The sequence below is a fragment of the Photobacterium sp. 53610 genome, assembly GCF_036409375.1.
In the GTDB taxonomy this organism is placed as follows: domain Bacteria; phylum Pseudomonadota; class Gammaproteobacteria; order Enterobacterales; family Vibrionaceae; genus Photobacterium.
On sequence record NZ_JAXOFS010000001.1, the window covers coordinates 1,010,254 to 1,035,379 of the forward strand.

The 25,126-nt window shown below is 49.4% G+C and carries 20 protein-coding genes and 2 pseudogenes; 11 read left to right on the forward strand and 11 right to left on the reverse strand.

The genetic code is table 11. The annotated features are described in order from the left end of the window. Window positions 1-73 precede the first annotated feature (73 nt). A complete protein-coding gene (locus tag SPK40_RS04560; protein ID WP_330959584.1) occupies window positions 74-520 on the reverse strand; it encodes a cupin domain-containing protein in 447 nt (148 codons plus the stop codon). A 569-nt stretch (window positions 521-1,089) separates the two neighbouring features. On the opposite strand from SPK40_RS04560, the gene SPK40_RS04565 reads away from it, so the two are divergent. Together SPK40_RS04565 and SPK40_RS04570 are read left to right on the forward strand one after the other, a co-directional pair. Then, window positions 1,090-2,001 carry an AraC family transcriptional regulator gene (locus SPK40_RS04565; protein ID WP_330959585.1) on the forward strand — a complete coding sequence of 304 codons (912 nt, stop codon included), beginning with the start codon at window positions 1,090-1,092 and terminating at the stop codon, window positions 1,999-2,001. Window positions 2,002-2,276: 275 nt separating this feature from the next. Then, window positions 2,277-3,404 (forward strand): annotated as a pseudogene (locus SPK40_RS04570) (multidrug effflux MFS transporter). A 109-nt stretch (window positions 3,405-3,513) separates the two neighbouring features. Here SPK40_RS04570 and SPK40_RS04575 read toward each other — a convergent pair. The 3 genes and pseudogenes from SPK40_RS04575 to SPK40_RS04585 form a co-directional block, all read right to left on the reverse strand. Beyond that, window positions 3,514-4,209, reverse strand: a pseudogene (locus tag SPK40_RS04575) (LysR substrate-binding domain-containing protein). Between the two features lie 33 nt (window positions 4,210-4,242). Then, window positions 4,243-4,407 (reverse strand): LysR family transcriptional regulator, encoded by a 165-nt coding sequence (locus tag SPK40_RS04580; protein ID WP_330959586.1) that lies wholly within the window; start codon window positions 4,405-4,407, stop codon window positions 4,243-4,245. Between the two features lie 256 nt (window positions 4,408-4,663). After that, window positions 4,664-6,712: a TonB-dependent hemoglobin/transferrin/lactoferrin family receptor gene (locus SPK40_RS04585; RefSeq protein WP_330959587.1), complete on the reverse strand. Its 2,049-nt coding sequence runs from the start codon at window positions 6,710-6,712 to the stop codon at window positions 4,664-4,666. 343 nt (window positions 6,713-7,055) lie between these two features. Here SPK40_RS04585 and rplY point away from each other — a divergent pair, with 343 nt between their 5' ends. Continuing rightward, the gene (gene rplY, locus SPK40_RS04590) at window positions 7,056-7,334 is read left to right on the forward strand and encodes a 50S ribosomal protein L25 (protein WP_036752233.1); all 279 of its coding nucleotides are present in this window, start codon (window positions 7,056-7,058) and stop codon (window positions 7,332-7,334) included. Between the two features lie 78 nt (window positions 7,335-7,412). Here rplY and SPK40_RS04595 read toward each other — a convergent pair whose 3' ends face one another. Continuing rightward, window positions 7,413-7,664, reverse strand: coding sequence for a DUF1289 domain-containing protein (locus SPK40_RS04595; RefSeq protein ID WP_330959588.1), 252 nt, complete (start codon window positions 7,662-7,664; stop codon window positions 7,413-7,415). 422 nt (window positions 7,665-8,086) lie between these two features. On the opposite strand from SPK40_RS04595, the gene SPK40_RS04600 reads away from it, so the two are divergent. The 5 genes from SPK40_RS04600 (at window position 8,087) to SPK40_RS04620 (ending at window position 13,208) form a co-directional block, all read left to right on the forward strand. Continuing rightward, window positions 8,087-9,178 carry a TRAP transporter substrate-binding protein gene (locus SPK40_RS04600; protein WP_330959589.1) on the forward strand — a complete coding sequence of 364 codons (1,092 nt, stop codon included), beginning with the start codon at window positions 8,087-8,089 and terminating at the stop codon, window positions 9,176-9,178. 71 nt (window positions 9,179-9,249) lie between these two features. Continuing rightward, entirely contained in the window at window positions 9,250-9,774 is a 525-nt protein-coding gene (locus SPK40_RS04605) for a TRAP transporter small permease subunit (protein WP_330959590.1), read from the forward strand. 10 nt (window positions 9,775-9,784) lie between these two features. Then, on the forward strand, window positions 9,785-11,068 hold the full coding sequence (locus SPK40_RS04610; RefSeq protein WP_330959591.1) for a TRAP transporter large permease: 1,284 nt from the start codon (window positions 9,785-9,787) through the stop codon (window positions 11,066-11,068). Window positions 11,069-11,206: 138 nt separating this feature from the next. Beyond that, entirely contained in the window at window positions 11,207-12,595 is a 1,389-nt protein-coding gene (locus SPK40_RS04615; protein ID WP_330959592.1) for a cache domain-containing protein, read from the forward strand. After that, the gene (locus tag SPK40_RS04620; protein WP_330959593.1) at window positions 12,567-13,208 is read left to right on the forward strand and encodes a response regulator transcription factor; all 642 of its coding nucleotides are present in this window, start codon (window positions 12,567-12,569) and stop codon (window positions 13,206-13,208) included. Before SPK40_RS04615 ends, SPK40_RS04620 begins: the two co-directional genes overlap by 29 nt. On the opposite strand, the gene SPK40_RS04625 is transcribed toward SPK40_RS04620, so the two are convergent. Together SPK40_RS04625 and SPK40_RS04630 are read right to left on the reverse strand one after the other, a co-directional pair. Then, on the reverse strand, window positions 13,205-15,607 hold the full coding sequence (locus SPK40_RS04625) for a DNA polymerase II (RefSeq protein ID WP_330959594.1): 2,403 nt from the start codon (window positions 15,605-15,607) through the stop codon (window positions 13,205-13,207). The genes SPK40_RS04620 and SPK40_RS04625 overlap by 4 nt on opposite strands. A gap of 19 nt (window positions 15,608-15,626) precedes the next feature. After that, window positions 15,627-16,400 (reverse strand): nucleotidyltransferase domain-containing protein, encoded by a 774-nt coding sequence (locus tag SPK40_RS04630; protein WP_248140033.1) that lies wholly within the window; start codon window positions 16,398-16,400, stop codon window positions 15,627-15,629. A 200-nt stretch (window positions 16,401-16,600) separates the two neighbouring features. Between SPK40_RS04630 and SPK40_RS04635 the strand changes: the two genes are divergently transcribed. Continuing rightward, on the forward strand, window positions 16,601-16,927 hold the full coding sequence (locus SPK40_RS04635) for an HI1450 family dsDNA-mimic protein (RefSeq protein ID WP_248140031.1): 327 nt from the start codon (window positions 16,601-16,603) through the stop codon (window positions 16,925-16,927). 87 nt (window positions 16,928-17,014) lie between these two features. On the opposite strand, the gene emrD is transcribed toward SPK40_RS04635, so the two are convergent. The 4 genes from emrD to SPK40_RS04655 all read right to left on the reverse strand — a co-directional run bounded on the left by emrD (window position 17,015) and on the right by SPK40_RS04655 (window position 22,270). After that, a complete protein-coding gene (emrD, locus tag SPK40_RS04640; protein WP_330959595.1) occupies window positions 17,015-18,223 on the reverse strand; it encodes a multidrug efflux MFS transporter EmrD in 1,209 nt (402 codons plus the stop codon). A gap of 301 nt (window positions 18,224-18,524) precedes the next feature. Beyond that, entirely contained in the window at window positions 18,525-19,124 is a 600-nt protein-coding gene (locus tag SPK40_RS04645; protein WP_248140027.1) for a GTP cyclohydrolase II, read from the reverse strand. Between the two features lie 281 nt (window positions 19,125-19,405). Continuing rightward, window positions 19,406-20,701, reverse strand: a complete 1,296-nt coding sequence (locus SPK40_RS04650) for an alpha/beta fold hydrolase (protein ID WP_330959596.1) — start codon at window positions 20,699-20,701, stop codon at window positions 19,406-19,408. Window positions 20,702-21,067: 366 nt separating this feature from the next. Beyond that, window positions 21,068-22,270, reverse strand: coding sequence for a patatin-like phospholipase family protein (locus tag SPK40_RS04655; protein WP_330959597.1), 1,203 nt, complete (start codon window positions 22,268-22,270; stop codon window positions 21,068-21,070). Window positions 22,271-22,630: 360 nt separating this feature from the next. Here SPK40_RS04655 and SPK40_RS04660 point away from each other — a divergent pair, with 360 nt between their 5' ends. Continuing rightward, window positions 22,631-23,257 carry a hypothetical protein gene (locus tag SPK40_RS04660; protein ID WP_330959598.1) on the forward strand — a complete coding sequence of 209 codons (627 nt, stop codon included), beginning with the start codon at window positions 22,631-22,633 and terminating at the stop codon, window positions 23,255-23,257. A gap of 385 nt (window positions 23,258-23,642) precedes the next feature. Then, on the forward strand, window positions 23,643-25,124 hold the full coding sequence (locus SPK40_RS04665; protein WP_330959599.1) for a sodium-dependent transporter: 1,482 nt from the start codon (window positions 23,643-23,645) through the stop codon (window positions 25,122-25,124). The last annotated feature ends 2 nt before the right edge of the window (window positions 25,125-25,126 follow it).

Below are 25,126 nucleotides of genomic sequence, written 5' to 3' on the forward strand. Positions count from 1 at the left end.
TACCTGATATTGATGAAAAATTAATACTGAGAATATCCAAGGCAGTCGCTCACGAATATTCCCGATAAACGCTTTAGTTCAGTGCGTTATATTCTTCGTCTGACACGGGTTCACACCATTCATTGCTGGCACCTTCCGCCGGAATTTCAATCGCGACATGCGCAAACCAACTGTCTTTCGCCGCGCCGTGCCAGTGTTTGGTGCCCGGTGCAATATGAACAACATCACCAGGATGAAGCGCACGGGCCGCTTTACCCGCTTCCTGGTACCAGCCACGGCCGCCCGTCACGAGCAATATCTGTCCTCCTAGATGATGAATATGCCAGAAGTTGCGACAGCCCGGCTCAAACGTGACGTTCGCTACGATCAGCCCCGGCTTATTCAGCAGAGCCAGATAGCTGGTGCCGGTAAAATAATCCGCGTAGTCAACGTTCTCTTCACCAAAATCAAAAATACCATGACCTTTAAATACGCCCGCTTTCAGCTCTTCCGGGATCAAATTTTTTATTTCATGACTCATCATCAGCTCCAAAAATTCTCTTTTGTGGCATTTGCAATTCAAATGGGAAAACAGGCTGAATTCAGCACCGTATTCAGGACGTCGGCTGCATTTAAGGCAACGTAATCATGCGCTTATCGCTGGCTGTTGACGCCTGACAAACTTGCCTGTGCAATCCAGCCAGTTTAGCTGTAGTGACCTGCTCTCACTCCTCCCAGCTCAGGACTTCACTTTGGAAAATGTCACTAAACCATAAAACAAATTTACGCCCGAAGTGCGAAATGCCGTTAGCCTATTCAACGCTAATTCTTGCCCATTTTTCCAATTCACTTTTTATCCGGGGAAATTAGGACAATGTACCGGACAGACTGACATCGCCAAGAAAAAACAACCAATGCACTGATAAATATAGTCTTTTTGTTCGAACTCATTCAGATTTTCGCATTAATGACGGTGCACATATCAGCGGTCACGCAGACTGAAAGCAAAATCGTATCTTGCCTGATATTCTTTACATACACCGAGATAATGTTATAACGACAGCATCTTGCAGCAACGACATGACCGCTTGAGTCACATGTGGAGCCTCAATGGACCATTCAAATTCCATGGCAACAGCAACCCTGACCTTCGCCCGGCAAATCGAGCAATGGACCCGGAATACCAATCAGTTTGATACGGCTATTCCGGGTGTTCGTCTGAGTTACTGGAAAACACCGACTCCACCAACAAGCTATACACACAAATCCAGTATTTGCCTGATTGCACAGGGTAAAAAGCGGGTGATACTCGGTGAGGACAGCTTTGTTTATGATGCGAACCACTTCCTGATTTCCTCAGTCGATCTCCCGATCATCGCCAACATCATGGAAGCCAGTCCGGACACGCCTTATCTTGGCCTGGTGATGGAACTCGACCTTCAAGAGATCTCACAACTGATCGTCGACAGTGAACTGTCATTTAACTCAGATAAAGAAGCGCACAAAGGGATTGCTGTCGGTGAACTGTCCAAGCCTCTGCTGGATGCATTTGTTCGTTTGTTGGCACTGCTCGATGAGCCGGCAAGCATCAAAATTCTCGCTCCGGTGATCAAACGAGAAATCTTCTATCGCTTACTGACTTCCGAACAAGGCGGACGTTTGAATCAAATCGTCACCGCAGGCAGTCACAGTCATCAGATTTCAAAAGCCATCGACTGGCTGAAAAACAACTTTGTGAAACCACTGAGCGTAAGTGAACTGGCCTCATACACCGGGATGAGTAAATCAGCGTTTTACACTCACTTTCGTGCCATGACGTCCATGACGCCGCTGCAATTTCAAAAGAAACTGCGTTTAAGTGAAGCGCGTCGATTGATGCTGACTGAAAATCTCGACGCCATGGCGACAACCTTCCGCGTTGGATACGAAAGTCCATCCCAATTCAGCCGTGAATACAGCCGCCTGTTCGGTGCACCGCCTTCAAAAGACATTAAGGCGCTGCGTGAGGCAGATATCTCCTGAAGTGAGCCTGTCGGGCAATGCGATGGGCTGATTGTTCGTCAGGTACCCTCACGCTGACTGCCGCATACCCTCAACACGTTCATACGATTCATGAGTTTTTTTCATAAACTCATTATGTTTAAGCCGATTATTCAATGAATCGTTCTTTGCTAATCTCTTCTTTACCTTCCCGTTTGAACAACTTTTATGTGGACGCTATGAACAGCACAGTTTCTCTTTCAGAAAGTCCCTCGGTGGCCTCTGGCATTCTTTTCATGTAGATTCTCGGGGCATTCATGGCGTTTACGTCATTGTCTACAGACATTTATCTCCCGGCCATGCCAACAATGGCAACGGAATTACAGGGCGATGCAGAACTCACCGTCACGGGCTTTCTGATTGGCTTTGCGATTGCTCAGCTTGTCTGGGGGCCAATCAGCGATCACATCGGGCGCCGTATTCCGCTCTTTATCGGGATGGTGTTATTTGTGATTGGCTCAGTCGGCTGCGCGCTGTCCCAAAGCATTGAACAGATCGTTTTCTGACGCGTCTTTCAGGCGCTCAGTGCGTGTACCGGGCCGATGCTTGCCCGCGCGATGATTCGTGATCTATTCACCAGCAGTAAAGCAGCGCACATGCTGTCGACTTTGGTGATTATCATGGCAGTCGCACCCATCATCGGGCCGCTACTCGGTGGTCAGATGATCAAATTCAGCACCTGGCACGCCATCTTCTGGCTGCTTGCTGTGATTGGAACCCTGATGTTTTTCTCGCTGTTCCTGCTGCCGGAAACCCTCAGTCACGACAAGCGAGCGAAGGCCTCACTCGGCTCAGCCTTTGGCAACTATGTTGAGTTATTCAAAAATCGACCCTTTATGTGCTACACCCTGAGCCTGACCTTTTACTATATGGCAGCGTACGCGTTTGTTACCGGCTCTCCATTTGTTTACATCGATTATTACGGCGTCGAACATCAACACTACGGCTGGCTGTTCGCGGTGAATATTCTCGGTTTGATGGGGTTGAGCTTTGTAAACCGTCGTCTGGTGCACCGTTTTCGCCTTGAGAGCTTGCTCAAAGCGACCACACTGGTTGCCACTCTGAGTATTGCGGTCATGGTGGTCACAGTGAAAGCGGAGATGGGCGGGATCTGGATGATCGTCGTGCCGATATTTGTCTTCTTTTCCATGAACGGCATCATTGCCGCTTCATCAACGGCTGCGGCTCAGGATGAAGTCGAGAGCCATGCAGGCTCAGCATCAGCCGTGATCGGCGCGCTGCAATACGGCAGCGGCATCATTTTCACTCTGTTACTGGCCCATTTTCGGGACGGTACGCCGTGGACCATGACTTGGATTATCGCGCTGTTTACTACGATCAGCGCCCTGCTGCTCTTGACCAAACGCTCCCGCAACCGGGCATGACATCCTCCACTTGGTCGCGACACACCTCGCGCGCGGCCAAGGATCAGCGAGCAACCTGAGCCAGAACCGGGGGTGAGCATCAATTCTGACATCCGATTCACTGCGTTCATCATTCCCGCGGGTAGCGAAGTGCCTCAACCAGCAGCTTAAAGGCCGGAGATGAGAGCTGACGATTGGCGTAGTAAAGGTAGTAGCCGTCAAAGGGTGCGCACCAGTCATCCAGCACACGTTCCCGTCGGTCGCTGTCGAGATGAGTTTGCACGAGATCTTCCGGTATGTAGGTCACCCCAAGGCCAGCCAACGACGCTTCGAGACGCCCCTGTGAGCTGGTCATGACCACCTGGCCTTTGACGTTCACATTGATGACTTTACTGCCTTTCTCGAATTCCCACGCATATACCCCGCCGTAGGTTGGCAAACGAATGTTGATACAGTTGTGATTGACCAGTTCACCCGGCGTTTGCGGTTTACCGGACTTTTTCCAGTATTCCGGCGTAGCAACCACCGCCATTCACAATTGCGGAGAAATGGGAACTGAGATCATGTCCTGATCAAGACTTTCCCCTAAACGAATGCCCACATCAAAGCGTTCAGACACAATATTGACCAGACCATAATTAACGCTGATTTCAACGTTGATTTCCGGATATTCGAGCAGCAGTTCGGGAACTTTAGGCCATAAAATGGTATTCACTACGTGCTCAGCAGCCGTGATGCGAATGGTTCCGGCGGGACGCAGCTTAAACTCGTTGATCAGCTCCAGCTCCTGATCAATTTCAGAAAGCTTTGGCGCAATGGCGTTCATCAACCGTTCACCCGCTTCGGTTGGCGATACACTTCACGTTGTGCGATTCAGTAACCGGACATCCAGCCGCTGCTCTAAACCCCGAACGGCGTGACTTAACGCGGACTGAGACACACCCAGCAGCCCGGCCGCCTTTGTCAAACTGCCTTCACGAGCGACGGTTACAAACGCCAGCAGATCGTTATCGTTTTTATTCATATTGGTAATGAACTTAATGAAATTGAGAGGGCGGTAAAGGATTTCCCCAACCATTCTAACGAAGCATTTCGTCCCCATAATCATAGAAAGCCAAACAACCTTATGAAATGAATTCATCAATTACCGTAAAACTTCAAGCGCCGTAAAAACTGTGATGCCACCTTAGTTGAACCGGGTCATCAGCGCACAAAGGAAACGAAATCAAAAAAGCCGCACGAGAGTGCGGCTTTGAATCACAAACAGATATTCTTATATTTTAGAAAGTGTATTGCGCCGACAGTCGGAAAGAACGCCCTGGCTGATAGACCTGATTCCATGCAATGCGATAGTTTTCATCAAACGCATTCGCAACGGTGAAATCGACTTTCAGGCCATCCAGACTCGACATCGGCTCCCAGCTCGCATAGAAATCCGCCGTTTGATAACCCTGATAAGTCTCACCTTCTTTCACACGGTCCTGATCGCTGACAAACATCACCCGTGTACCAACGTTGGTATCAATTTGCCAGAAACCATATTCAAGCTGAGCGACCCATTTGTCAGCCGGGACATTCTCCAGCCATGAGCCATCCGCTTTATCTTTACCGCGTGTCTGGCCATAAGACAGACCCGCCGTCAGATTTTCAATCTGATAAACCGCCGACAGTTCATAACCTTTCAGTTCTGCACGATCCACGTTGACAGAACGGCTCGTCCCGGCACAGCCAATCCCTGAGCCACTTCCCATGATACAACCCATCATTGCCTGATTGCCGGGTACGTCTACTTCCAGATTGATGAAATCTTTCACCTCATTGCGGAAAACCGCAGCTGTCAGGCTCAGCTTGTCTTCAGCCAGCAGGTTTTCGAAATCAAATTGACCTTTCAACTCAATATTCTTCGCTTTCTCGGGTTTCAAATCCGAGTTTGGAATGAAGGTGTTCGTAACCGGCCCAATCCCCGGAATGCTGAACATCGTAAAGTGAGTGCCGTCGGTAAAGAGTTCTGTGGTGCTCGGTGCACGGAATGCCTCATCATATCGCAAAGACCACTGCATCCAGGAAGCGGCCTGCCAGCTGATACCGGCAGAAGGTGACAGCGCGGATTCGTCGTTGTCCTGATAACCATCCGCTTCAGAGGTAAAGGTGTCGTAACGTAAGCCGGCATCCAGGCCAATGCTGTTCGTCAGTGCATAATTCACATAAGCGAAAGCACCCAGTGTTGTGGTTTCAGCACCGTCCGGGGGTGTCGGACGTCCTTGCTCTCCTTCGCCTCGTTTGGCATTCAGTTTATCCTGATAGCCGTCAAGCCCGGTATAAAGCTGAACATCCCCTGCCTTCGACAGGTTCGTCACGTTAAAGCCGAGCGTGGTGATCTTACTCAGGTCTTTCCCGTTCCCCGTGGTGGCGGTTTCAGAGATCTCGGACAGATTATGGTAAACACTGACGTCCAGATTGATCAGCTCGCTCGACGGGTTCAGGTTGTAACTCAGGGTGATATTCTGATCCTTCGTATCACGATCAATCAGTGTGTCAGCCGCAGCAGGATCGGTCGAGCCCACAACCGGCGGGTGTCCGTCTCGATCAGAATAGCGCAGACTGAGACCAAGGCGATTGGCTGCATTTGCCTGCCAGTTCAGTTTCGCCAGACCTGTCGTATCTTTCGACTCAGTCCCGTACAGTTTGTGACCGTTACCCTGCTCCATTGCACCCGTGTCACGTGTGCTTCCGGCCAGCAGCCAATCGATGCGGTCAGACTGACTGGCAATCGCAGCAGCGTTTGTCCAGACATCCCCATTGTCCTGATAACCGGTTTTAATTCGGCCACCCAGCCCCTGACCATCAACAATATCCGCAGCATTGATCGTATTTTGAATCACCACGCCGCCAATTGCGCCGGAGCCATACAGGGAACTGATCGGGCCCTTGATCACTTTCACTTCGCTGAGCAAAGACGGATCCAGGAAATAGGAAGGTCTGTGGTCAAAGCTGAAGTTCTGGCGGTTGCCATCAACGACCTGCAGGATTTTATTATCCTGTAAGCCACGAATGTTCACCGACTGATTTCCCGGTACATTGCCGCCGACCACAGAAACATTGGGTTCAAATTTCAGTGCATCTGCGACTGACGTCGGCTGGATTTCAGCCAGCTTTTTCTGGTCAACCACGTCAATCGAACGTGTTTTCTCTTGTTGTGTGGCTTCCAGCCGCGATGCGGTCACAACAATCGTTTCGTCAGCCGCCGACGTTTTTTCCTGAGCATGCAATGTAGGTGAAAGTGCCAGCAAAACAGCGCTGGCAATCAGTGACAACTTTTTATGATTCATATTCCCTGCTATCAATTCTTTTATCAGTGAGATGATTTTCTGGAACGGATTATACAAAAGCAAATGATAATTACTATCAATATCATTGTTATCCGGATCACAGATTCAACCGGAAATAAGATCTATTCGCATTTATTGATATCTTTCAACAAGGAGGGTCTTGAGGGGCCTACCGTACAGATCGCTGAACGATTGCTGGCTTTTTAACACCTCAGAAAGCGCTTGAAAGAAATATGCTTGTCAGTTTGATGGATGGGTGCTAGTATCCGCGCTCGATTTGACGGTATTCAGTAAGGTCGCATTACGGAATACCTTTTCATTCACTCAATTAAGAGTAAATATCATGAAATTTGAAGCACAAGTACGTTCTGACCTGGGTAAAGGTGCGAGCCGCCGCCTGCGTCACGCTAACAAGTTCCCTGCAATCATCTACGGTGGTGAAGAAGCGCCAGTTTCTATCGAACTGAACCACGATGACGTGATCAACCAAATGGACAAAGCTGCGTTCTACGAAGCAATCACTCTGGTTATCGACGGTAAAGAAGTGAACGTTAAGCCACAAGACATCCAGCGTCACCCATTCAAGCCAAAAGTTCAGCACATGGACTTCATCCGCATCTAATTGCGGTCTGGCTGAAAACGCTGAAGAAAAAGCGCCTCTCAAGGCGCTTTTTTTGTATCTCGGATCCTGATACAGCCATCAGAACAAACTTTGTTGCGGATTGTCAGCTTCCTGGGCAACTCCCGCTTCCAGTTCCCGCTTCCGTCTGAGCAATCGCTGATACCGCTGCTTACACAGTTTAATGACATGGCGTTTCTGGTCATTGTTCATTTCCTGCCAGTGGAATCGCTCTTCCCGGCTTCGCAGACACCCTTTGCAGTATCCCCGATTATTGGCCTGGCAAACACCAATACACGGACTGGGGATCGTAAAGAAATCTAACTGCTCCATTCCCAGCCCCCAATCTTTGATTCTGATCAATAAATATACACTGAGATAGTAACGAGTTCATGGTTTGAATACCAGTACGCTTTCCCACCGATCTGTCGCTGATTCAACCTATGAGCACAGCGTTTCATCAGTGAGCCACTTCACAGTCATTACAAATAATTAACAAAATCACGAACAGCCCGTCATACGTAATCACCGCATCAGCTGGCTGGCCTGACATACTTTTCTTCTTTGAAAAACAGATCCTTATCAGTGCGATACCGATGATATACGTAAAAGTACTTAATACCTTGGTCTTACAAATCCTGTCGGGGCATCTTTAACCCTCCGTGTTATTGCGCTTGTTCACGCCTATCCTTTGTTTAATGCTTTGAATGCATAGGGTTTATCCCGCTATCACAATAAAAATGAGGACGTGAAACATGAGTCTGGTAAAACGCACTGTACGCAACGCGCTGGTTGCCGCCAGCACCGTTGCGGTTTTACTTTCCAGTACCGCCGCTTATTCCGCAGAAAAAGTCTATCGCCTGAAACTGGCTGAAACCTGGGGTGCAAACTTCCCGATTTTCGGGGATACCACCAAAGCGATGGCGGCAATGGCTGAGAAAATGTCCAATGGCCGCCTGCAGATCCGGATTGATTCCGCGAACAAACACAAAGCGCCGTTCGGTGTGTTTGATATGGTCAAAGCCGGTCAGTATGACATCGGCCACTCCGCTTCTTATTACTGGAAAGGCAAAGTACCGAACACCCTTTATTTCTCCACGATGCCATTCGGTATGGTTGCCGCTGAACAGTACGCCTGGTTCTACCACGGCGGTGGTATGGAACTGATGGAAAAGGTATACGGCCCGCACAATCTGCTGTCGTTCCCCGGCGGAAACACGGGCGTTCAGATGGGAGGATGGTTCCAGAAAGAAATCAAATCCGTTGATGACCTGAAAGGTCTGAAAATGCGTATTCCTGGTTTTGCGGGTGAAGTTCTGGCCAAACTGGGAGCCAGCCCGACCAATATCGCCCCCGGTGAGCTCTATACAGCACTGGAGCGTCGTACCATTGATGCGCTGGAGTGGGTCGGCCCGGGCCTGGACTTGCGAATGGGTTTTCACAAAATCGCCCCTTATTACTACACCGGCTGGCATGAACCGGCTACAGAGCTGCAATTCTTAATCAACAAACGCTCTTGGGAGCGCCTGCCAGAAGATCTTCAGGAAATTCTGCGCGTTGCGATGCGCCTGTCTGCCTACGATATGTATATTCTGAACACCCACGCCAGTGCAGAAAACTGGTCAACCATGAAAAAAGAATATCCGAATATCAAGGTGATGCACTTCCCGGATGATGTCATGGCGGCAATCCGCAAAGCCAATGACGAGCTGCTGGCTGAGCAGGCAGCAAAAGATCCGCTGGCGAAAGAAATCCTGGAATCACAAGCGGCTTATCTGAAGAAAGCCCGTGAATGGACCCTGATTGCCGATAAAGCTTACCTCGACAGTCAGGCTCAGCAGGAATAATACGAGTCGATGCGCCGGAAGTTCCGGCGCATTTCTCTTTTTCAGATATGTTGCCTCGCAACGGAGTCCTTATGCGAAGCCTGTTAGCCTTTGAGAAAATCATCAACCGGTTTTCCGATCTGCTTGGCTGGATTGCCAGCACCTTATTTATCATTCTGATGTTCAACGTCTTTTATGATGTGATCATGCGTTATGTCTTTAATTCCGTTTCTATCGCAATGCAGGAAATGGAATGGCATTTATTCTCCGCGGTTTTCTTGCTGGGTGTTCCCTTTGCACTCAAAGCCGGCGGACACGTGCGTGTGGATGTGTTCTACGAGCGCTTCAGTCCGAAAACCTGCGCCATCATCGATTTGCTGGGCTCTGTTTTCTTTCTGCTGCCTTTTTGTCTGATGGTGTTCTGGTACGGCATTGATTTTGCCAAAGAGTCCTATGCGCTCGGTGAATCCAGTGGCGACCCGGGCGGCCTGCCCTATCGATGGCTGATCAAAAGCATGATTCCCGTTTCTTTCCTGTTCATGGCGATCTCGGGGATCGGGATGATCCTCCACAACATCAACCGCCTGGTTAACCCAAGCCTGTCCCACGCAAAATAAGGAGTGTTCCGTGGTTGGTATTATTATGTTCGTCGTCGCCCTGTTTGCACTTCTGCTGGGCTTTCCTGTGGCATTTACTTTTGGCGGGATTGCCCTGCTGTTCGGGATCTGGGCTGAAGGTCCTGAAATCTTTGCCTTCATGCCTTTTCGGATCATGAGTATCATGCAAAACACGGTCTTAATGGCCGTACCGCTTTTTGTGTTCATGGGCCTTGTTTTGCAGAAAACCCGCCTTGCCGAACAATTGCTGGAATCCATGGGGAAACTCTTTGGCAGCGTGCGCGGTGGTCTGGCGATTTCCACGGTATTGGTTGGCTCCTTGCTGGCAGCCTCAACCGGGGTTGTCGGCGCTTCTGTCGTTGCCATGGGTCTGATTTCTCTGCCGGTCATGATGAAATATCAGTACAGCAAAGGACTGGCAACCGGAACCATCTGTGCTTCAGGGACACTGGGACAAATCATTCCGCCATCGATTGTGCTGATCCTGTTAGGCGATGTGCTGGGTATTCCGGTCGGTGATCTGTTTCAGGCAGCGATCTGGCCCGGGATTGCGCTGGTCTTGGCGTATATTGTTTACATCGTGATATACAGCTGGCTGAATCCGGAAGCTGCACGTCCGATGGACAGAGATCCCAACCAGTCCCGCCAGCAGGAAATCTTCATTGCCCTGAAAGCGGTACTGCCACCGCTGGCGCTCATTATCGTGGTGCTGGGCTCCATCTTTGCAGGTATTGCAACCCCGACTGAATCTGCAGCGCTGGGTGGCATGGGTGCAGTCGTTCTTTCCGTCCTTTATCGCCAGTTTTCCTGGCGCATGCTGTACGACAGCGCATTCGAAACCGTTAAAGTCACCGCCATGGTCTTTGGTATCTTGCTGGGCGCGACCGCCTTCTCCATGGCCTTTACCTATACCGGCGGGGATTACTTGGTCGAAGAATGGATGATGGCTTTGCCGGGTGAGCAATGGAGCTTCCTGATCCTCACCATGCTGATCATTCTGATCCTGGGCTTCTTTATCGATTTTGTTGAAATCTGTTTTATCGTCGTGCCGATTCTGGCACCCATCGCCGATACCATGGGCATCAACATGCTCTGGTTCGCGATTCTGATTGCGATGAACCTGCAAACATCGTTCCTGACGCCGCCATTTGGTTTCAGTCTGTTCTATCTGAAAGGCGTGGCACCTGAAGGCATATCGACCCGGGACATCTACAAAGGCGTATTGCCCTTTATTTCAATTCAGATCCTGATTTTAGCGACAGTGTTGCTCTTCCCGGGCTTCTACGGCCTGTAACCCTCCATGAAAACAGACAAATATAGAGCTGGCTGGCACTTTTCTCACAAAGTGCCACCTTTTTTCTTTGTTCCTGTATACAAATTGTTAACATTCAGGGCATCCCGAAAACCGCTGACCAAGCAGGTGCTGGTAACCATGCCACTGAAAGTGAAGCTGATTCTTCTCACGCTCCTCCCCTTACTGCTGATCAGTGCTGCCATCAGCTGGATCGCGATTCATCAGGCACAATCTCTTGGTCAGAAAGAAATCGCGACGTTTCGGGCAAACCTGATTGCCGCAAAAGAGCAGGCTCTGAAAGATACGGTGGATCTGGCACTCGACAGCATCCACCATCTCTATCACAACGCCGGACCCGATGATGAAAAAGCCAAGACCGAAGTCAAACGGATACTGAACGATCTCCGCTACGGCGACGATGGCTACTTTTTCGTCTACCACGAAAACGGAACCAATCTGGCGCACCCGGTTCTGCCTGAACTGGTCGGCAAAAACCTGTTGGATCTGCAAGATAAGAATGGGGATTACCTGATTCGGGCACTGATCAACACTGCCAAATCAGGCGGAGGTTTTCATCAGTACCTGTGGCATAAACCATCAAGCGATCAGGTTGTCACCAAACTCAGCTATGCCGCCTGGCTGCCTAAATGGCACTGGATAGTGGGCACAGGGCTCTACATTGAAGATGTTGCCCACCAGATGACACGGGTTGAACAAAGCGTACAGGCCAATATCCGGACGACGTTCATTTCCGTGATCGTGCTGGTTGCCATCACGACTTTACTCATTCTGATCACAACCCTTGCGATTAACCTGCATGAACACCGGCTGGCCGACAGTCGGCTGAAGGAGCTGGCTCATAAAACCGTGATGTTTCAGGAAGAGGAAAAAAAGCACGTTGCCCGGGAACTGCATGACGGCGTCAATCAGCTGCTGGTATCAGGAAAGTGCCACCTTGAGTTACTGAAAGACAAAATGACTCAGTCTGATGTTGAGCAGGCTTTAAGTCACCGGGCTTTAAGTGAAAACGCTATTTTGCAGGCAATTTCCGAATTAAGACGAATTTCACACAATTTACGGCCCAGTTCATTGGATGATATTGGGCTGGCCGCTGCACTGGAGCATCTGCTGAATGACTTTTCTGCATCGACTGGCATTCAGGTCAGTCACGCTCTGGAACTCGGGTCACTGACATTACCCACAGATGTGATGACAACGTTGTATCGTGTGGCTCAGGAGTCTCTGGTGAATATCAGTAAGCATGCCCGCTCAGACCGGATTGAGATGACATTATCCGTAATTCAGAAAAACCTGCAGTTTATCATCCGGGATCATGGTGTGGGTTTTCATGTTCAACAAGCCATGAATGGCAAGGGCATTGGTCTTCGTAATATGCGGGAGCGACTGGAATTTCTGGGCGGTGAACTGGATATCAGCAGTGAACCCGGTGAAGGCACGGAAATTCTGGTCAACCTTCCGCTTCAGGGAATAGAAAATTATGGCAAAGATCCAGGTGTTACTGGTTGATGATCACCAGGTGGTCATGGAAGGCTTTAAAGCCAGGCTGGACAACGAAACCAACATTGAAGTCGTGGCAACCGCTGTAAACGGCGCCGAAGCCCTGAAACAGGCTGCCCGGCACCGGCCTGATGTCGTTCTGATGGATATCAGCATGCCGGAAATGAACGGTATTGAAGCGACCCGTTTCTTCCGGCGCGATTATCCGGACATTAAAGTGCTGATCCTGACCATGCACGATAACCGGGAGTATATTCTTCAGGTAATGCAGGCCGGGGCCAGCGGTTACATTCTCAAAGAAGTCTCCGCGGAAGAAATGGTCCAGGCAATTGAAGCCGTTCATCAGGGAGGCAGTTATTTTTGTCGTCTGGTGGCTGAAACGTTGTTTTCTGCGCCCATCGAACAGTCAGCGCCTGCCGCAATGGCAGTCACAGCGCTCAGCCGCCGGGAAGAAACCATTCTCAGGCTGGTTGCTTTAGGTAAAAGCAGTAAGAAGATCGCTCAGGAACTGGGGATCAGTACCCGTACGGTAGAAACCCATCGCCAGAATATCAAACACAAACTCAACATGAGTTCTACGGCTGAACTGACTGCATATGCGGTCAAAGAAAATCTGATTTAGAACAGCCCCAGTTGCGGGGCAATGATGTCATCAAAATGCCGGCCGATAAAAGGCAGAATCCCGTCCGCGATTGGTTTGAGCTGTTTCTCAATGTAATGGTCATAATCAATGGGACTTTGTCTGGCTTCCACGGGTTCAGGACCGTGCGTTGTGATCACATATTCAATCCATCCGCCGGTTTGATACTGAAGCGGTCGGCCCAGTTGCTGATTCACTTCATCGGCCCGGCGTGCAGCACGCACATGAGGCGGGACATTCTTTTGATACTCAGATAAGTGACGTCGTAACCTTTTACGGTAAATCAGCTTGTCATCAAACAGTCCCTGCCCGGCCTGCTCAACATACTGGCGTACATATTCTTCGACATCTTCCTGGTGAAAAACCTTACGGTACAGCGTCTGCTGAAATTCCTGCGCCAGCGGCGTCCAGTCGGTGCGAACCGTTTCCAGTCCCTTAAATACCATTTCTTCCACACCATCCCGGATCACAAGACCGGCATACCGTTTTTTGCTGCCGGTTTCCTGTCCCCGGATCGTTGGCATCAGAAATTTGTGGTAATGCGTTTCATATTCCAGTTCCAGCGCTGATTCCAGGTGATAGGTCTCTTTGAGATACGCGGTCCACCATTGATTCATCTCCGCCACCAGCCTGTGACCAATCACATCCGCTTCTTCACCACTGTGTGCTTTCTTCAGCGACACAAAGGTTGAGTCCGTATCTCCATAAATCACCTCAAACCCTTGTTCCTCGATACGCTCACGGGTCATTTTCATGATCTCATGACCCCGCATGGTGATTGAAGAAGCCAGACGATGATCGAAAAATCGGCAACCGGAAGAACCCAGAACGCCATAGAAAGAATTCATGATGATTTTGATGGCCTGAGAAAATGCTTTTTCACCGTCACGTTTCGCCTGATCCCGGGCCGCCCAGAGTGCTTCAATCATCTCCGGCAGGAAATGTTTCTCACGATGGAAACGACCGCCCCGGAAACCGGCAATCGCCTGATCATCCGCCTTGCCTTCTTCCAGCAGCAAGCCTTCAACCAGCCCCATCGGATCGATACGGAAGGTGCGGATAATGGAGGGATACAGCGATTTAAAGTCCAGCACCAGTACGGAATCATACAGGCCCGGTTTGGAATCCATCACATAGCCGCCGGGGCTCGCAATCCAGTTTTCACTTTCCAGATTCGGCGCCACATACCCGGCACGATGCAGTTGAGGCAGATACAAATTGGTAAACGCGGCAACAGAGCCTCCGACTCTGTCGAGCTCCACCCCGGTCAGACGGCTTCGTTCTATCGCAAACGCCAGCAAATGGGTTTTCTCAAATATCCGGGTGACCAGTTTGCAGTCCTGCAAGTTGTAACGAGCCAGCGAAACTTTGTCTTCACGGAACATCTGATTGATTTCAGCCATTCTGTCGTACACATTATGAATGGCTTTCCCTTCACCCAGCAGCTCCTGAGACACAGATTCCAGCGACCAGGAACGAAAGTTATACGTTGCAGTCTTCAGAGTATCAATGCCATCCATCACGACTCTGCCCGGAATCGAGATAAAGCCTGAATTCGGATTCTGACTGGACTGTCGCCAGTGCGGGGTCTGCTGACCGCGGCCGATACGAAACGGCAGTTTGTGCCACTCAGCTCGCTTCATCAGAAGACGGAAATCAAAATCAATCACACTCCAGCCGATGATCACATCCGGATCATACTGCGTAAACCAATCCTGAAGCGCAAGCAGTAAGGCCTTTTCATCACTGACCCACTGAATCCAAGCCAGCGCAGATTCATCCGGGCTCGCGGGCTGACCCACCATGATCACCCTACTGTCCGAGTCACTGTGCAGACCGACGGAATACAAAATGCCTTTTTCGGAACACTCGATATCCAGCGACACCACTGACAGCGAAGGCTGATAATCCGCCGCTTTGGCTTTCACCTGATGAAATTCCCGATACCCGTTTCTGGTGGTCATCTGACCCGTAAAGGCAATACCTCCCCGGATAAAGCGTTCCATTAAATAGCGATCGGCCAGACGAATATCATCTTCGTAGACCCGGATGCCTTCCGCAGCCAGCAAAGTTCCCACCTGCAAACTGGCACTGATCGTCGGGGTATAGCAGGCCGACATGGTCTGATGCTGAAAATTCTGCATCTCCAGGGTTCGCCAGGTGACCATCACACCCTGTTGCGCAAGAATCTCCTGTGCCCGTGGCTGATCCGTGGCTGAAATGAAACAAACCGGTTTGTCCCCTTCCACAATCAGCTGACAAGGGCCCTGCTCTGTCTTTACCCAGAGTGTAATTTGCGTTTGTCCACGGACATCTCTGCTTTGACGGGTCAGTACGAAACCTGCATCTTGCTGGCTCTGGCGGGTAAAACTTGAATTCATCTGCGTTCTGTCTGTTGGATCAACCGATCTTACGTTCAATTTTCTGCCACTCTTCGGCCAGCCATAGACCAAAATGCTGCATCAAAAAGAGCGTCGCTTTTTTAGGGACCTGGGTGCGATTTGCCAGCATGGCTGCCCGCTCTGCATCCAGAGCTTTGTCCGGATAAACTTTCAGAAAGCAGGCCGTCGCGTCTTTCAATGACAGTGCCAGTGTTTTTTCCCGGTGCATGACCAGCGTGAACCCGGTCCACAGCATTTTCTTTCCGATATATTCACAGTAGTCAAGATAATGGGCCATCACGCGGGTTTTCGTAATTTTCTGCCGGTACTCAGTGAGTATGGGTTCGAGCGGACCATTGAAGGATTTTGCCGCATCCCAGCTGGGTTCAAAATCACCAAAACTGTCTGATAAATCCTGTCCGCTGATACAGATGCAGCAGTGCCGGAGCCAGATGCCCCACTGAAATATCCCTTCCAGAGACAACACTTCACTGCGCAATGCCTGTCTGATATCAATTCGGGTCACGGCTTTATGCCGTCTGGCAATGTGCCAGCTCAGGCTGTGTAACCGGCTGCTTTCCTGCTCAGTCAGCGGCCGTTCAAGAACCAGTGTCAAATTCAAATCAGATTTGCCTGGAACAGCTTCCCGCCGGGCCACACTGCCCGACAGATACACACTGTGCAAAACGCCTTTAAACAGCACTTTGAGATGCTGGAGCATTTCATGAAGGCAAGGCTGAAACACCGGTTGAAACGGTTGACGATTATCAAGAATGGGAAGAAGAGAAGCCAAAAATCTGTTTCCTGAATCACAACTCAATCTGCCAGCATCATAGCATGAAAGTCGTTCAGGGATGGGGATATAGCGATTCAACCGCTGAAATCAGCAGCGCCTTCACGGTTCTGTCCGCAGATCAATCTTTCTCGCAGATAGCCTTTCCCCCGGGGAGCTTGTTATACTGCGCGTTCCAATGAACTAAGATTGACCGATACATGAATAATTCAGAACTGATTTCATACGACGATGTCATCGAAGCCGCTTACGATATTTTTCTCGAAATGGCGCAAGACAGCCTCGAACCCGCCGATGTCCTGCTGTTTACAGCACAATTTGATGACCGTGGTGCAGCCGAAGTTGTCGAAACCGGCAGTGACTGGCCAGAACACGTCGGCTTCCCCGTTGAAGGCGAAGAATATGCTGAAGTACGCATCGGTCTGGTCAATGAAGCAAATGACGAACTGGATGACGTGTTCGCCCGTTTGCTCATCAGCCGCGACCCGGATCATAAGTTCTGCCACATTTTGTGGAAACGCGACTGAGTCCGAAACAAATCATACAAAAACGGCGCTGATTTCAGCGCCGTTTTTATTTCAGTCAGAGTCCGGGAATTCTCCGGACAGGCAGAGTTACACCAGAACCGGGGTTTCTTCCTGTGGGCTGCGTCTCACCCAAATGAGGCTGGCCACTGCAACCATCACCATTGCCACCATAATCGCACCCAGGCTGAACTGATCTTTTGCACTCAGCATGGATGCCACCAATGCTGCGATACCAGCGCCCAGGTTTTGCAAACCGCCGAGCACCGCTCCCGCCGTACCCGCATGGTACGGGAATGGCTCAACCGCAGCAGTCGTGGTTACCGGAAAAATCACACCCGAGCCAATAAAATACAGGAACGCACCGCCAATCAGGGAACTGACTGTCACCATACCTGCCAAACCCGGCAACAGAATGGTCAGAGCCCCGAAGCCCAGTGCGGCAAGTCCCAGATACAGCACGCGTTGCTGACCCATACGGTTGACCAGCTGTGAAGACAGCCAGGAGCCAAGCATATATCCCGGCAAAGGCAGCACAAACAACCAGCTGACCGTGGTTGGATCTAATTTCAAAACGTTACCGAGTAAAACACCCGCTGCCGCTTCAAAGACAGCTAATCCTGCAAAGGTTGCAACCAGACAAAGCACATACCCCTGAAACTTACGATTTCCAAGCACATATTTATAGCTGGTCGTCACACGCTCAACCCGACGCTTTTCCTTTGGCAGTGTCTCGGTGAACTGGCTCAGGACGATCAACGTCACCGCCGCTCCCAGAACCAGTAGGAACAGGTAACTGGCAGACCAGCCAAAAGATTCGGATAAATATCCGCCCAGCACCGGAGCAATCAGCGGGGAGAAAATAACCCCCATACTGACCAGACTGTTGACCCGGTGCAGTTCTGCCCCTTCATAACAGTCACGGGTCACGGTCCGGCACATCGCTCCGCCACAACCAGTGCCCATTCCCTGAATAAAACTTGCCAGCAGGAACACCTCAAAACTCGGCGCAAAGAGCGCCATTAAAGTGCCTGCGATAAAAATGCTCATGCCTGCCAGCATCACTGGCTTGCGTCCGATCCGATCCGACAATGGCCCGTATACAAACTGAGATAAACCATAAGGAATCAGGTAAGCCGCCATGACAGCCTGCAAGAATGCCGGTTTCACCGTGAAGGCCGCTGCCATTTGAGGAATAGCCGGCACGTACATGGTTTGGGTCATTTGCCCGACCGCGGCCAGAATGATAATTAGGAACAGTATTTTTGCCACACCGGCAGAATAAGATTGCCCGTTCACAACCTCACTCCTTACATGAATTCGAAGAGATAATGATAAATACAGGTCATCATAAAACGGCTGGGCTGAAAGAAGATTGAGAGATGGATTCAGAAATCACCATCGTCCATGAGCGCCGTTATGACAACATTTCGAGCGGGATATTATAGGCAGCCCGGCAGAACGACAAGTAAATACTGAGTTTGTCAGCACGATAGTTTATTATGATTAGGATTAGAAAAAGTAATCCAAAATCAGTAATTTTCAGGATAAAAAAAGCGAGCTCAGAAGCTCGCTGTTCACAACGTGGTCATCATCAGAGTCAGTCAAAATGGAAACGGTGTTTACCGCGGCTTGCTTTGGCACGCAGGTAATTTTCATTCCCCTCTTTCAGGTGCGCTTTCGTTCCCACCACTTCAGTGATCGAAATACCTAAAGCTTCCAGATCCTGAATTTTTTTCGGGTTATTGGTGATCAGCCGAATCGATTCAACACCGAGCGCTTTCAGCATTTGTGCAGCTTCCGTGAAATCACGCAAGTCATCGCCAAAACCCAGGTGATTATTCGCTTCATACGTATTCATGCCCTGACTCTGCAGCAGATAGGCATCAATCTTGTTATACAGCCCGATACCACGCCCTTCCTGGCGCAGATATAGCAGAATACCGCCTTCTTCAGCCATGCGTTCAATGGTTTCATCTAACTGCTCACCGCAGTCACAACGGGAAGAATGAAAAACATCTCCGGTCAGGCATTCTGAGTGCATTCTGACCAACGGTGTCGCGTTCTGTTTGTCCGCATTTCGAAAGACGAGAGCAACGTGCTCTTTACCGGAAGCAAGGCCTTCAAAAGAGAGAATATCGGCAGGGATATGGCTGTTTACACCGACTTTAAAGGGGACTCTGGCCCTTACATTTACCATCTTGTTCTATTACCTCTCACACAATCATGGTCTGGCGACGGATGATTGCTCAGTTATCTACCGACTCAGCTCATCACACAACTGACTTCAATGCGCTGCTGGTATGGATGTGTACTGATAATATCTAAAATTATGACACTAAAACAGTCATCACCCATGACTTCTGTCGTCAGTCAACGACAATCAATTGTTATAACATAACAAAATCATCAAAGACAACGTCAATCTCCGTTGATACAAGGGCATCAATACCAGCCTGCCCTTGCCTGCCAGGTCAGCTGTTAACGATGAGGCGAATCCTGTATTTCCTGAGTCATACGAATCAGGGTATCGAGAATCCGCTCGCCATCAGCGCGCAGACCGTTGTGCTCATATTCATTGGTCATCCAGGCCCGGCTGTTCGGCATGTTTGCCAGAACCTGGCGACTGTAATCAAATTCTACATACATGTCTTCGACGTAAACCGCTGCGGCTAGCGGCACTTTGTTTGCGGCCAGTTGGCTAGCATCATATAAAGCAGGCCAGTCCGACTTCTCAGCAAGCATGTTGGCGGCTTCCTGCAGAGGCTTCAGGGTTTCCAGCTGCTCAAACATCCACGGATAAACCATTTCACCGGTAAAACAGAAATCCCGGCCAGACTGATAATGGCACTGCGGAAATTCATCCCGTACCCGATGCGCCGACCAGCGTGACGCTTCATGCTGGCAATAAATAGATTCATGAAGAATCGCATAGATCGGATTGGTCTGATAAGACTGCTCAGCCAACATGGCATTGAGGAAACTGTAACTCAGCTCAGACTGCCCGTTTACATCAACAAAGGCATTTTCCAGCTGATAATACAGATCTAAATCACCGCCGCTGCGGCCCAAATGAATCCCAATCAGCTGAAACTGTTCAACCGTAAACCGCTGACCATTGGGCAGCCTGACCTCGTTCTCCAGCAAATGATCTGCAATCCGGTTACACAGCACCTGTACATCAGGAAAACGTCGGAAAAACGCAGCGTTTTTATCTAACAGGCGACGATATGTTGCCCTGTAGACCACATCGGCATGACCTGAAACCGGTGGGATCCCCCCGGTCACATACGCCCTTGTCAGACTTTCCGGATAATAAGACAGATAATGCAGCGTACAAAAACCGCCAAAGCTCTGGCCTAACAGCGACCACTGCTTTACGCCCAAAGCTTCACGGATGGCTTCCGCATCGCGCACAATATTATCAGCACGAAAATGACTGAGGTATTCTGCCTGCTCCAGCGCCGTCAGATCCGACAATGTTTGTGCATGAACCGGCTGACTTTGCCCTGTACCACGCTGATCCAAAAGCAACACACGGTATGTTTTCAAAGCCCGTTTCAGCCACCCGCTCTCGGCATCCGGGCGCGGAGATGGAAAACCCGGCCCACCTTGCAGGTAAACCAGCCAGGGTAAATCTGAGTGCTGCTTATCTCGGGCAACCACTTCCCGGGCAAACACCTGAATGCGGGCACCATTGGGTTGCTGATAGTTCAGCGGCAACTGAAAAAAATGCGGCTGACAATACATATCGCCGATAAAGAAACCTTGTTGCATTGATCCTCCATGATTTGGGATGAGAGTAACGAGCGCACTGTATCAGATTTCACTAAATATTGTCATTTCAGACACATCTGGTGTGGTCATGCAGCGAGTTGACTTCATATCATGCTTTCAGAATGGGAGTTTACCGATCGAATCTTTTGCAAAAAGATACGATGATAATGAGATCAGAAATTCAAACTATCTGTCCGCACTGCTATACGATGACTTTTCCATCATTATTGAATTTCCGCGTCGTAGATTCCGGCCGTATTGAAAAAGAAATGTCCTGCCTGCAACTTCAGCATACTGACCCATGCCCTTCTATTCGTGATTGAAGGACATGGGTCGTGTCATGCGTTCCCGGATGTGGCGCAAAACTTACCTGACACTTGTGTGCCGGTTGAGGAGATCAGCAAAACACTCAAGAAATTCGCGACCAACCTGACGGCCTTGCTGATAATCCAGATCAAGGTCCTGACGGCTGCTGAGCAATGCTTTACTTTGCAGGTTTTTTTCCGGAGCCAGCTGAATCACCTTTAACGATTCCGGCGGATGAATCAGAAATTCATTGTCGGCTTTATAGCTCTGATAATACTTATTGAGCATATCGAGCACTTCCGAACGTTTACCGGTCAGTGACAGGAAACGCTCCACGTTCAGTCCGCTCAGCCACTTGCGGTAACCATTCACCACTTTCTTATCCTCAGAAAGCTCCTGATTCAGCGCATCAGCTGCCTGAATCCCCGCCTGCTCTTTGTCCCGCCAAATGCTTTTCCAGAGCTCAAAGTGGTCCGTGAAATCCTGACGTATCGCCTTCACTTTATCCAGAGACTCATTCAGGCTGAAACGCTCTATATATTCCGGCAGTGCCTGTTCAATCCGTTCTCGCCAGTCATCAAATACCCCGGGTGTTTGCTGCGGCAGTTGCAATGGCTCAGTGCGGATGACAATCACCAGTTCCGCGCCCCGCTTCCATGCTTCCTGCACAGGCACTGCAGCACTGACTCCACCATCAACCCACTCCAGATCGTGTAAGTTCACCGGCAAGTTATACAGTAAAGGAATCGCACAGGTCGCCCGCAGCACATCGCGCCAGTTCTCCTGGTACATTGGCAGGTAAATATCCTGCAAGGTATCTTTGCGAGTCGCGCAGGCCAGCGCCTGGCGATAAGTTAACACCCGACGGGCAGTCGCAATGTCGAGGGGCGTATGTCCGTCCTGTTCAATTTGACTGAAAGCCCAGTCCAGATTCATCGGTTTTTGCTGGCTGAGATACTGATAAAGATTAAAAAACTCATTCTGAGTCGTCAGATTTGTGATGAAGTCATGGCCAAACTTATGCTGACGGCTGATATATGACGAAAGGTTTAAAGCACCGGCAGAGGTGCCAATATAAAGTTCAAACGGGTCAAAACCCGCTTCGAGAAATGCATCAAAGACGCCTGCTGTAAAAATACCCCGTTGACCGCCGCCCTGAACAACGACAGCAATTTTTCGCTTTTTTACGCCTGTTAACTGTGCGGCAAAAGTTTCAACCAGGTTGAGATCTAAATCTCCGAGGCTAAAAGGCAAGTGATTCATATGTCTTACTCACTCTGCAAAAACATAAACTCCCCTCTATTCTCTTATTTAAGCGCAAAGCTCGGCAGTAAGAGTCAAAAAATAGACAGAGTGATGATATCGATTAATGCGTGATTGCCGTCAATCCGAATCCGAAAAGGACTATCATAATGATGAATGCGACGGCTAAAGCAATTTTAAATTCAGGGGTTAGATGATTCATATAAACTCCAAATTTACTGCCGCTACGGAGGCCACATTTCGCCACCCTAACGGCAACTGTTTTAAAAATTGTAGCCTCGCCTTGAACCTTTGACCATTTAGAAAACATGGTTTTAGGGTGATAATCACAATTCTCCCAACTGGCATAAGGATGAATCAATGTATTTATATAACAAATACTTACTACCTTTAATTGTCATTTTCAGCCAGCTTTATCTCCCAGCGGCTCAAGCCAATACGAGTCAACCTGTTTACATCACGCCCTACTGGGGCTACACATTTCCTGACAACATTGATGCTAAAGGAGGAATCAAAATCTCTCCTGAGAAATCAGACCTTATCGGCATCACAATTGAAAGCGACTACGGAAAACAAAGAGATTTCAACGGCCGGATTGGCTTCACAACCCAACACCTGAAAACAAGCACCAAAAATTTCAGCGGCGACGACAGCTTCACCTTTTTTCATTTCCAGGCCAGCAGCCATTACCGCATCGTCTCAAAGCTGACCAGTTTTATCGGCCTGAGCCTTGGCGGCACCCTGACGGATGCCAGCTGGTCAAACCAAGATGTTTTACTCTCTGGTGGCGGATTCTTCGGTTCCGACTTCTTTATTAACCCAAATATCAGAATTCGTTTGGAAGCTCGATGGCTGGCAAGTCGTGTTGATGGAAAAACAAGCACCCGGTGCAAGACCGACTCAGGCACGCAGGACTGTGAAATCAATATAGATAATGACTGGCTCAGCTTTTACCAGACCAATCTTGGGATCAGTTTTGTATTTTGAGTAAAAACACTAAAGATTATTGTGTATGAACTTGATAGTGACAATGTTGCAAAAGTCTAATTTTTGACTATTTGTTAGTCATAGGTACCAATTTGTTAAATAAAATAAAATACTCAATAAGAAGACGCGCATAGTTAAATCTTCTATACATTTCCTTAACATCTTACGATTCTCACAAAACGGAGGAAAATACCCACAATAAAGGCTGAGTAATGCCAATAGCACAAAAGTTACTGTCTATTGCGCTAGTAAGTATCAGTGGTTAATCTCAACTCAACTGCGTGGGGTTTCAATCCAAATTCTGCGCAACAGGAAGTAAATACTTAGAATAAAAAACTTAAATAGTGCTGTTTCATAGAGAATAGCAGTACATAAGGAGATACTTATGAAACGCGAACAATGGGGAACCCGAGCCGGTTTTATCCTGGCTGCTGTGGGTTCTGCTATCGGGTTGGGGAATATCTGGCGTTTCCCATATATGGCTTATGAGAATGGTGGTGGCGCATTTTTTATTCCTTACCTTTTCGCCATGCTGACCGCCGGGATTCCATTCATGATCATGGAATTCAGCCTGGGTCATAAACTGCGTGGTGCCGCGCCAAGGGCATTTGCCAAGCTGGGAGGCAAACTTGAGTGGCTGGGCTGGTTCCAGGTATTTATTGCCGCTGTCATTGCAGTTTACTACGTCGCTGTGATTGGCTGGGCCATTTCGTATATGGGCTTTGCCTTTACACAAAGCTGGGGAACTGACACCAATGCATTCTTCTTCAGTGAATACCTGAAACTGGGAGACAACTCACCAAGCAAACTGGGAAGTTTGCAACTGCATATTGCCATCCCAATGGTCATCGCATGGGGGATTGCTTTCGCTGCCATCTTTACCGGTGTGAAAGGCGGGATTGAGCGCGCCAGTAAAATCATGATGCCGCTGCTGTTCATCATGGTGCTGGCACTGATTGCGCGAGTCATTTTCCTTGAAGGTGCAATGGATGGTCTGAATTACCTGTTCCGTCCTGATTTCACCAAGATTCTGGACGCCAAAGTGTGGTCTGCTGCTTACGGACAGATCTTCTTTACCCTGAGTGTCGGCTTCGCCATCATGATTGCCTACTCCAGCTATCTGCCAGAGAAATCTGACATCAGTAACAACGCTTTTATGACCGTACTGATCAACTGCGGATTCTCTATGGTTGCGGGTATCCTGATCTTCTCCGTCCTAGGCTACATGGCACAAGAACAGTCAAAACCACTGACTGAGGTTGTGTCTGCCGGTGTTGGTCTGGCATTTGTAACCATTCCTGCAGCAATTAACCTGCTGCCTGCACCATACATTCTGGGCCCGGTTTTCTTCTTGGCTTTGGTTGTAGCCGGTCTGAGTTCACACATCTCGATTCTGGAAGCTGTCACTTCTGCAGTCATCGACAAGATGAAATGGTCTCGTAAAAAAGCCTCTACCGCTGTCTGCGGACTGGGCTTCCTGATTTCAATGGCCTTTGCAACAAACGGGGGTTTGCTGCTGCTTGACCTGGTGGACTACTTCATTAATAACGTTGCCCTGCTGGCAAGCTGCCTGGTGGAGCTGCTGGTGATTGGCTGGCTGCTGAAAGTGTCTGATATCCGAGCTTACGTTAACAAGATTTCTGAGTTTTCTATTGGTATCTGGTTCGAAATCTGTATCCGTTTCATCAGCCCGATCATGCTGGCGATTATTCTGGGTAAAAACCTGTTGAACACAGTCGACCAGGGCTACGGCGGTTATGCAATGTCTGATCTGCTGATCCTGGGTTGGGGCCTGGTTGCAGCTATGTTCGTTGTTGCCGTTATCATCAATGTGAGCTCTAAACCACAAAACGGAAGTGAGGTGTAAGT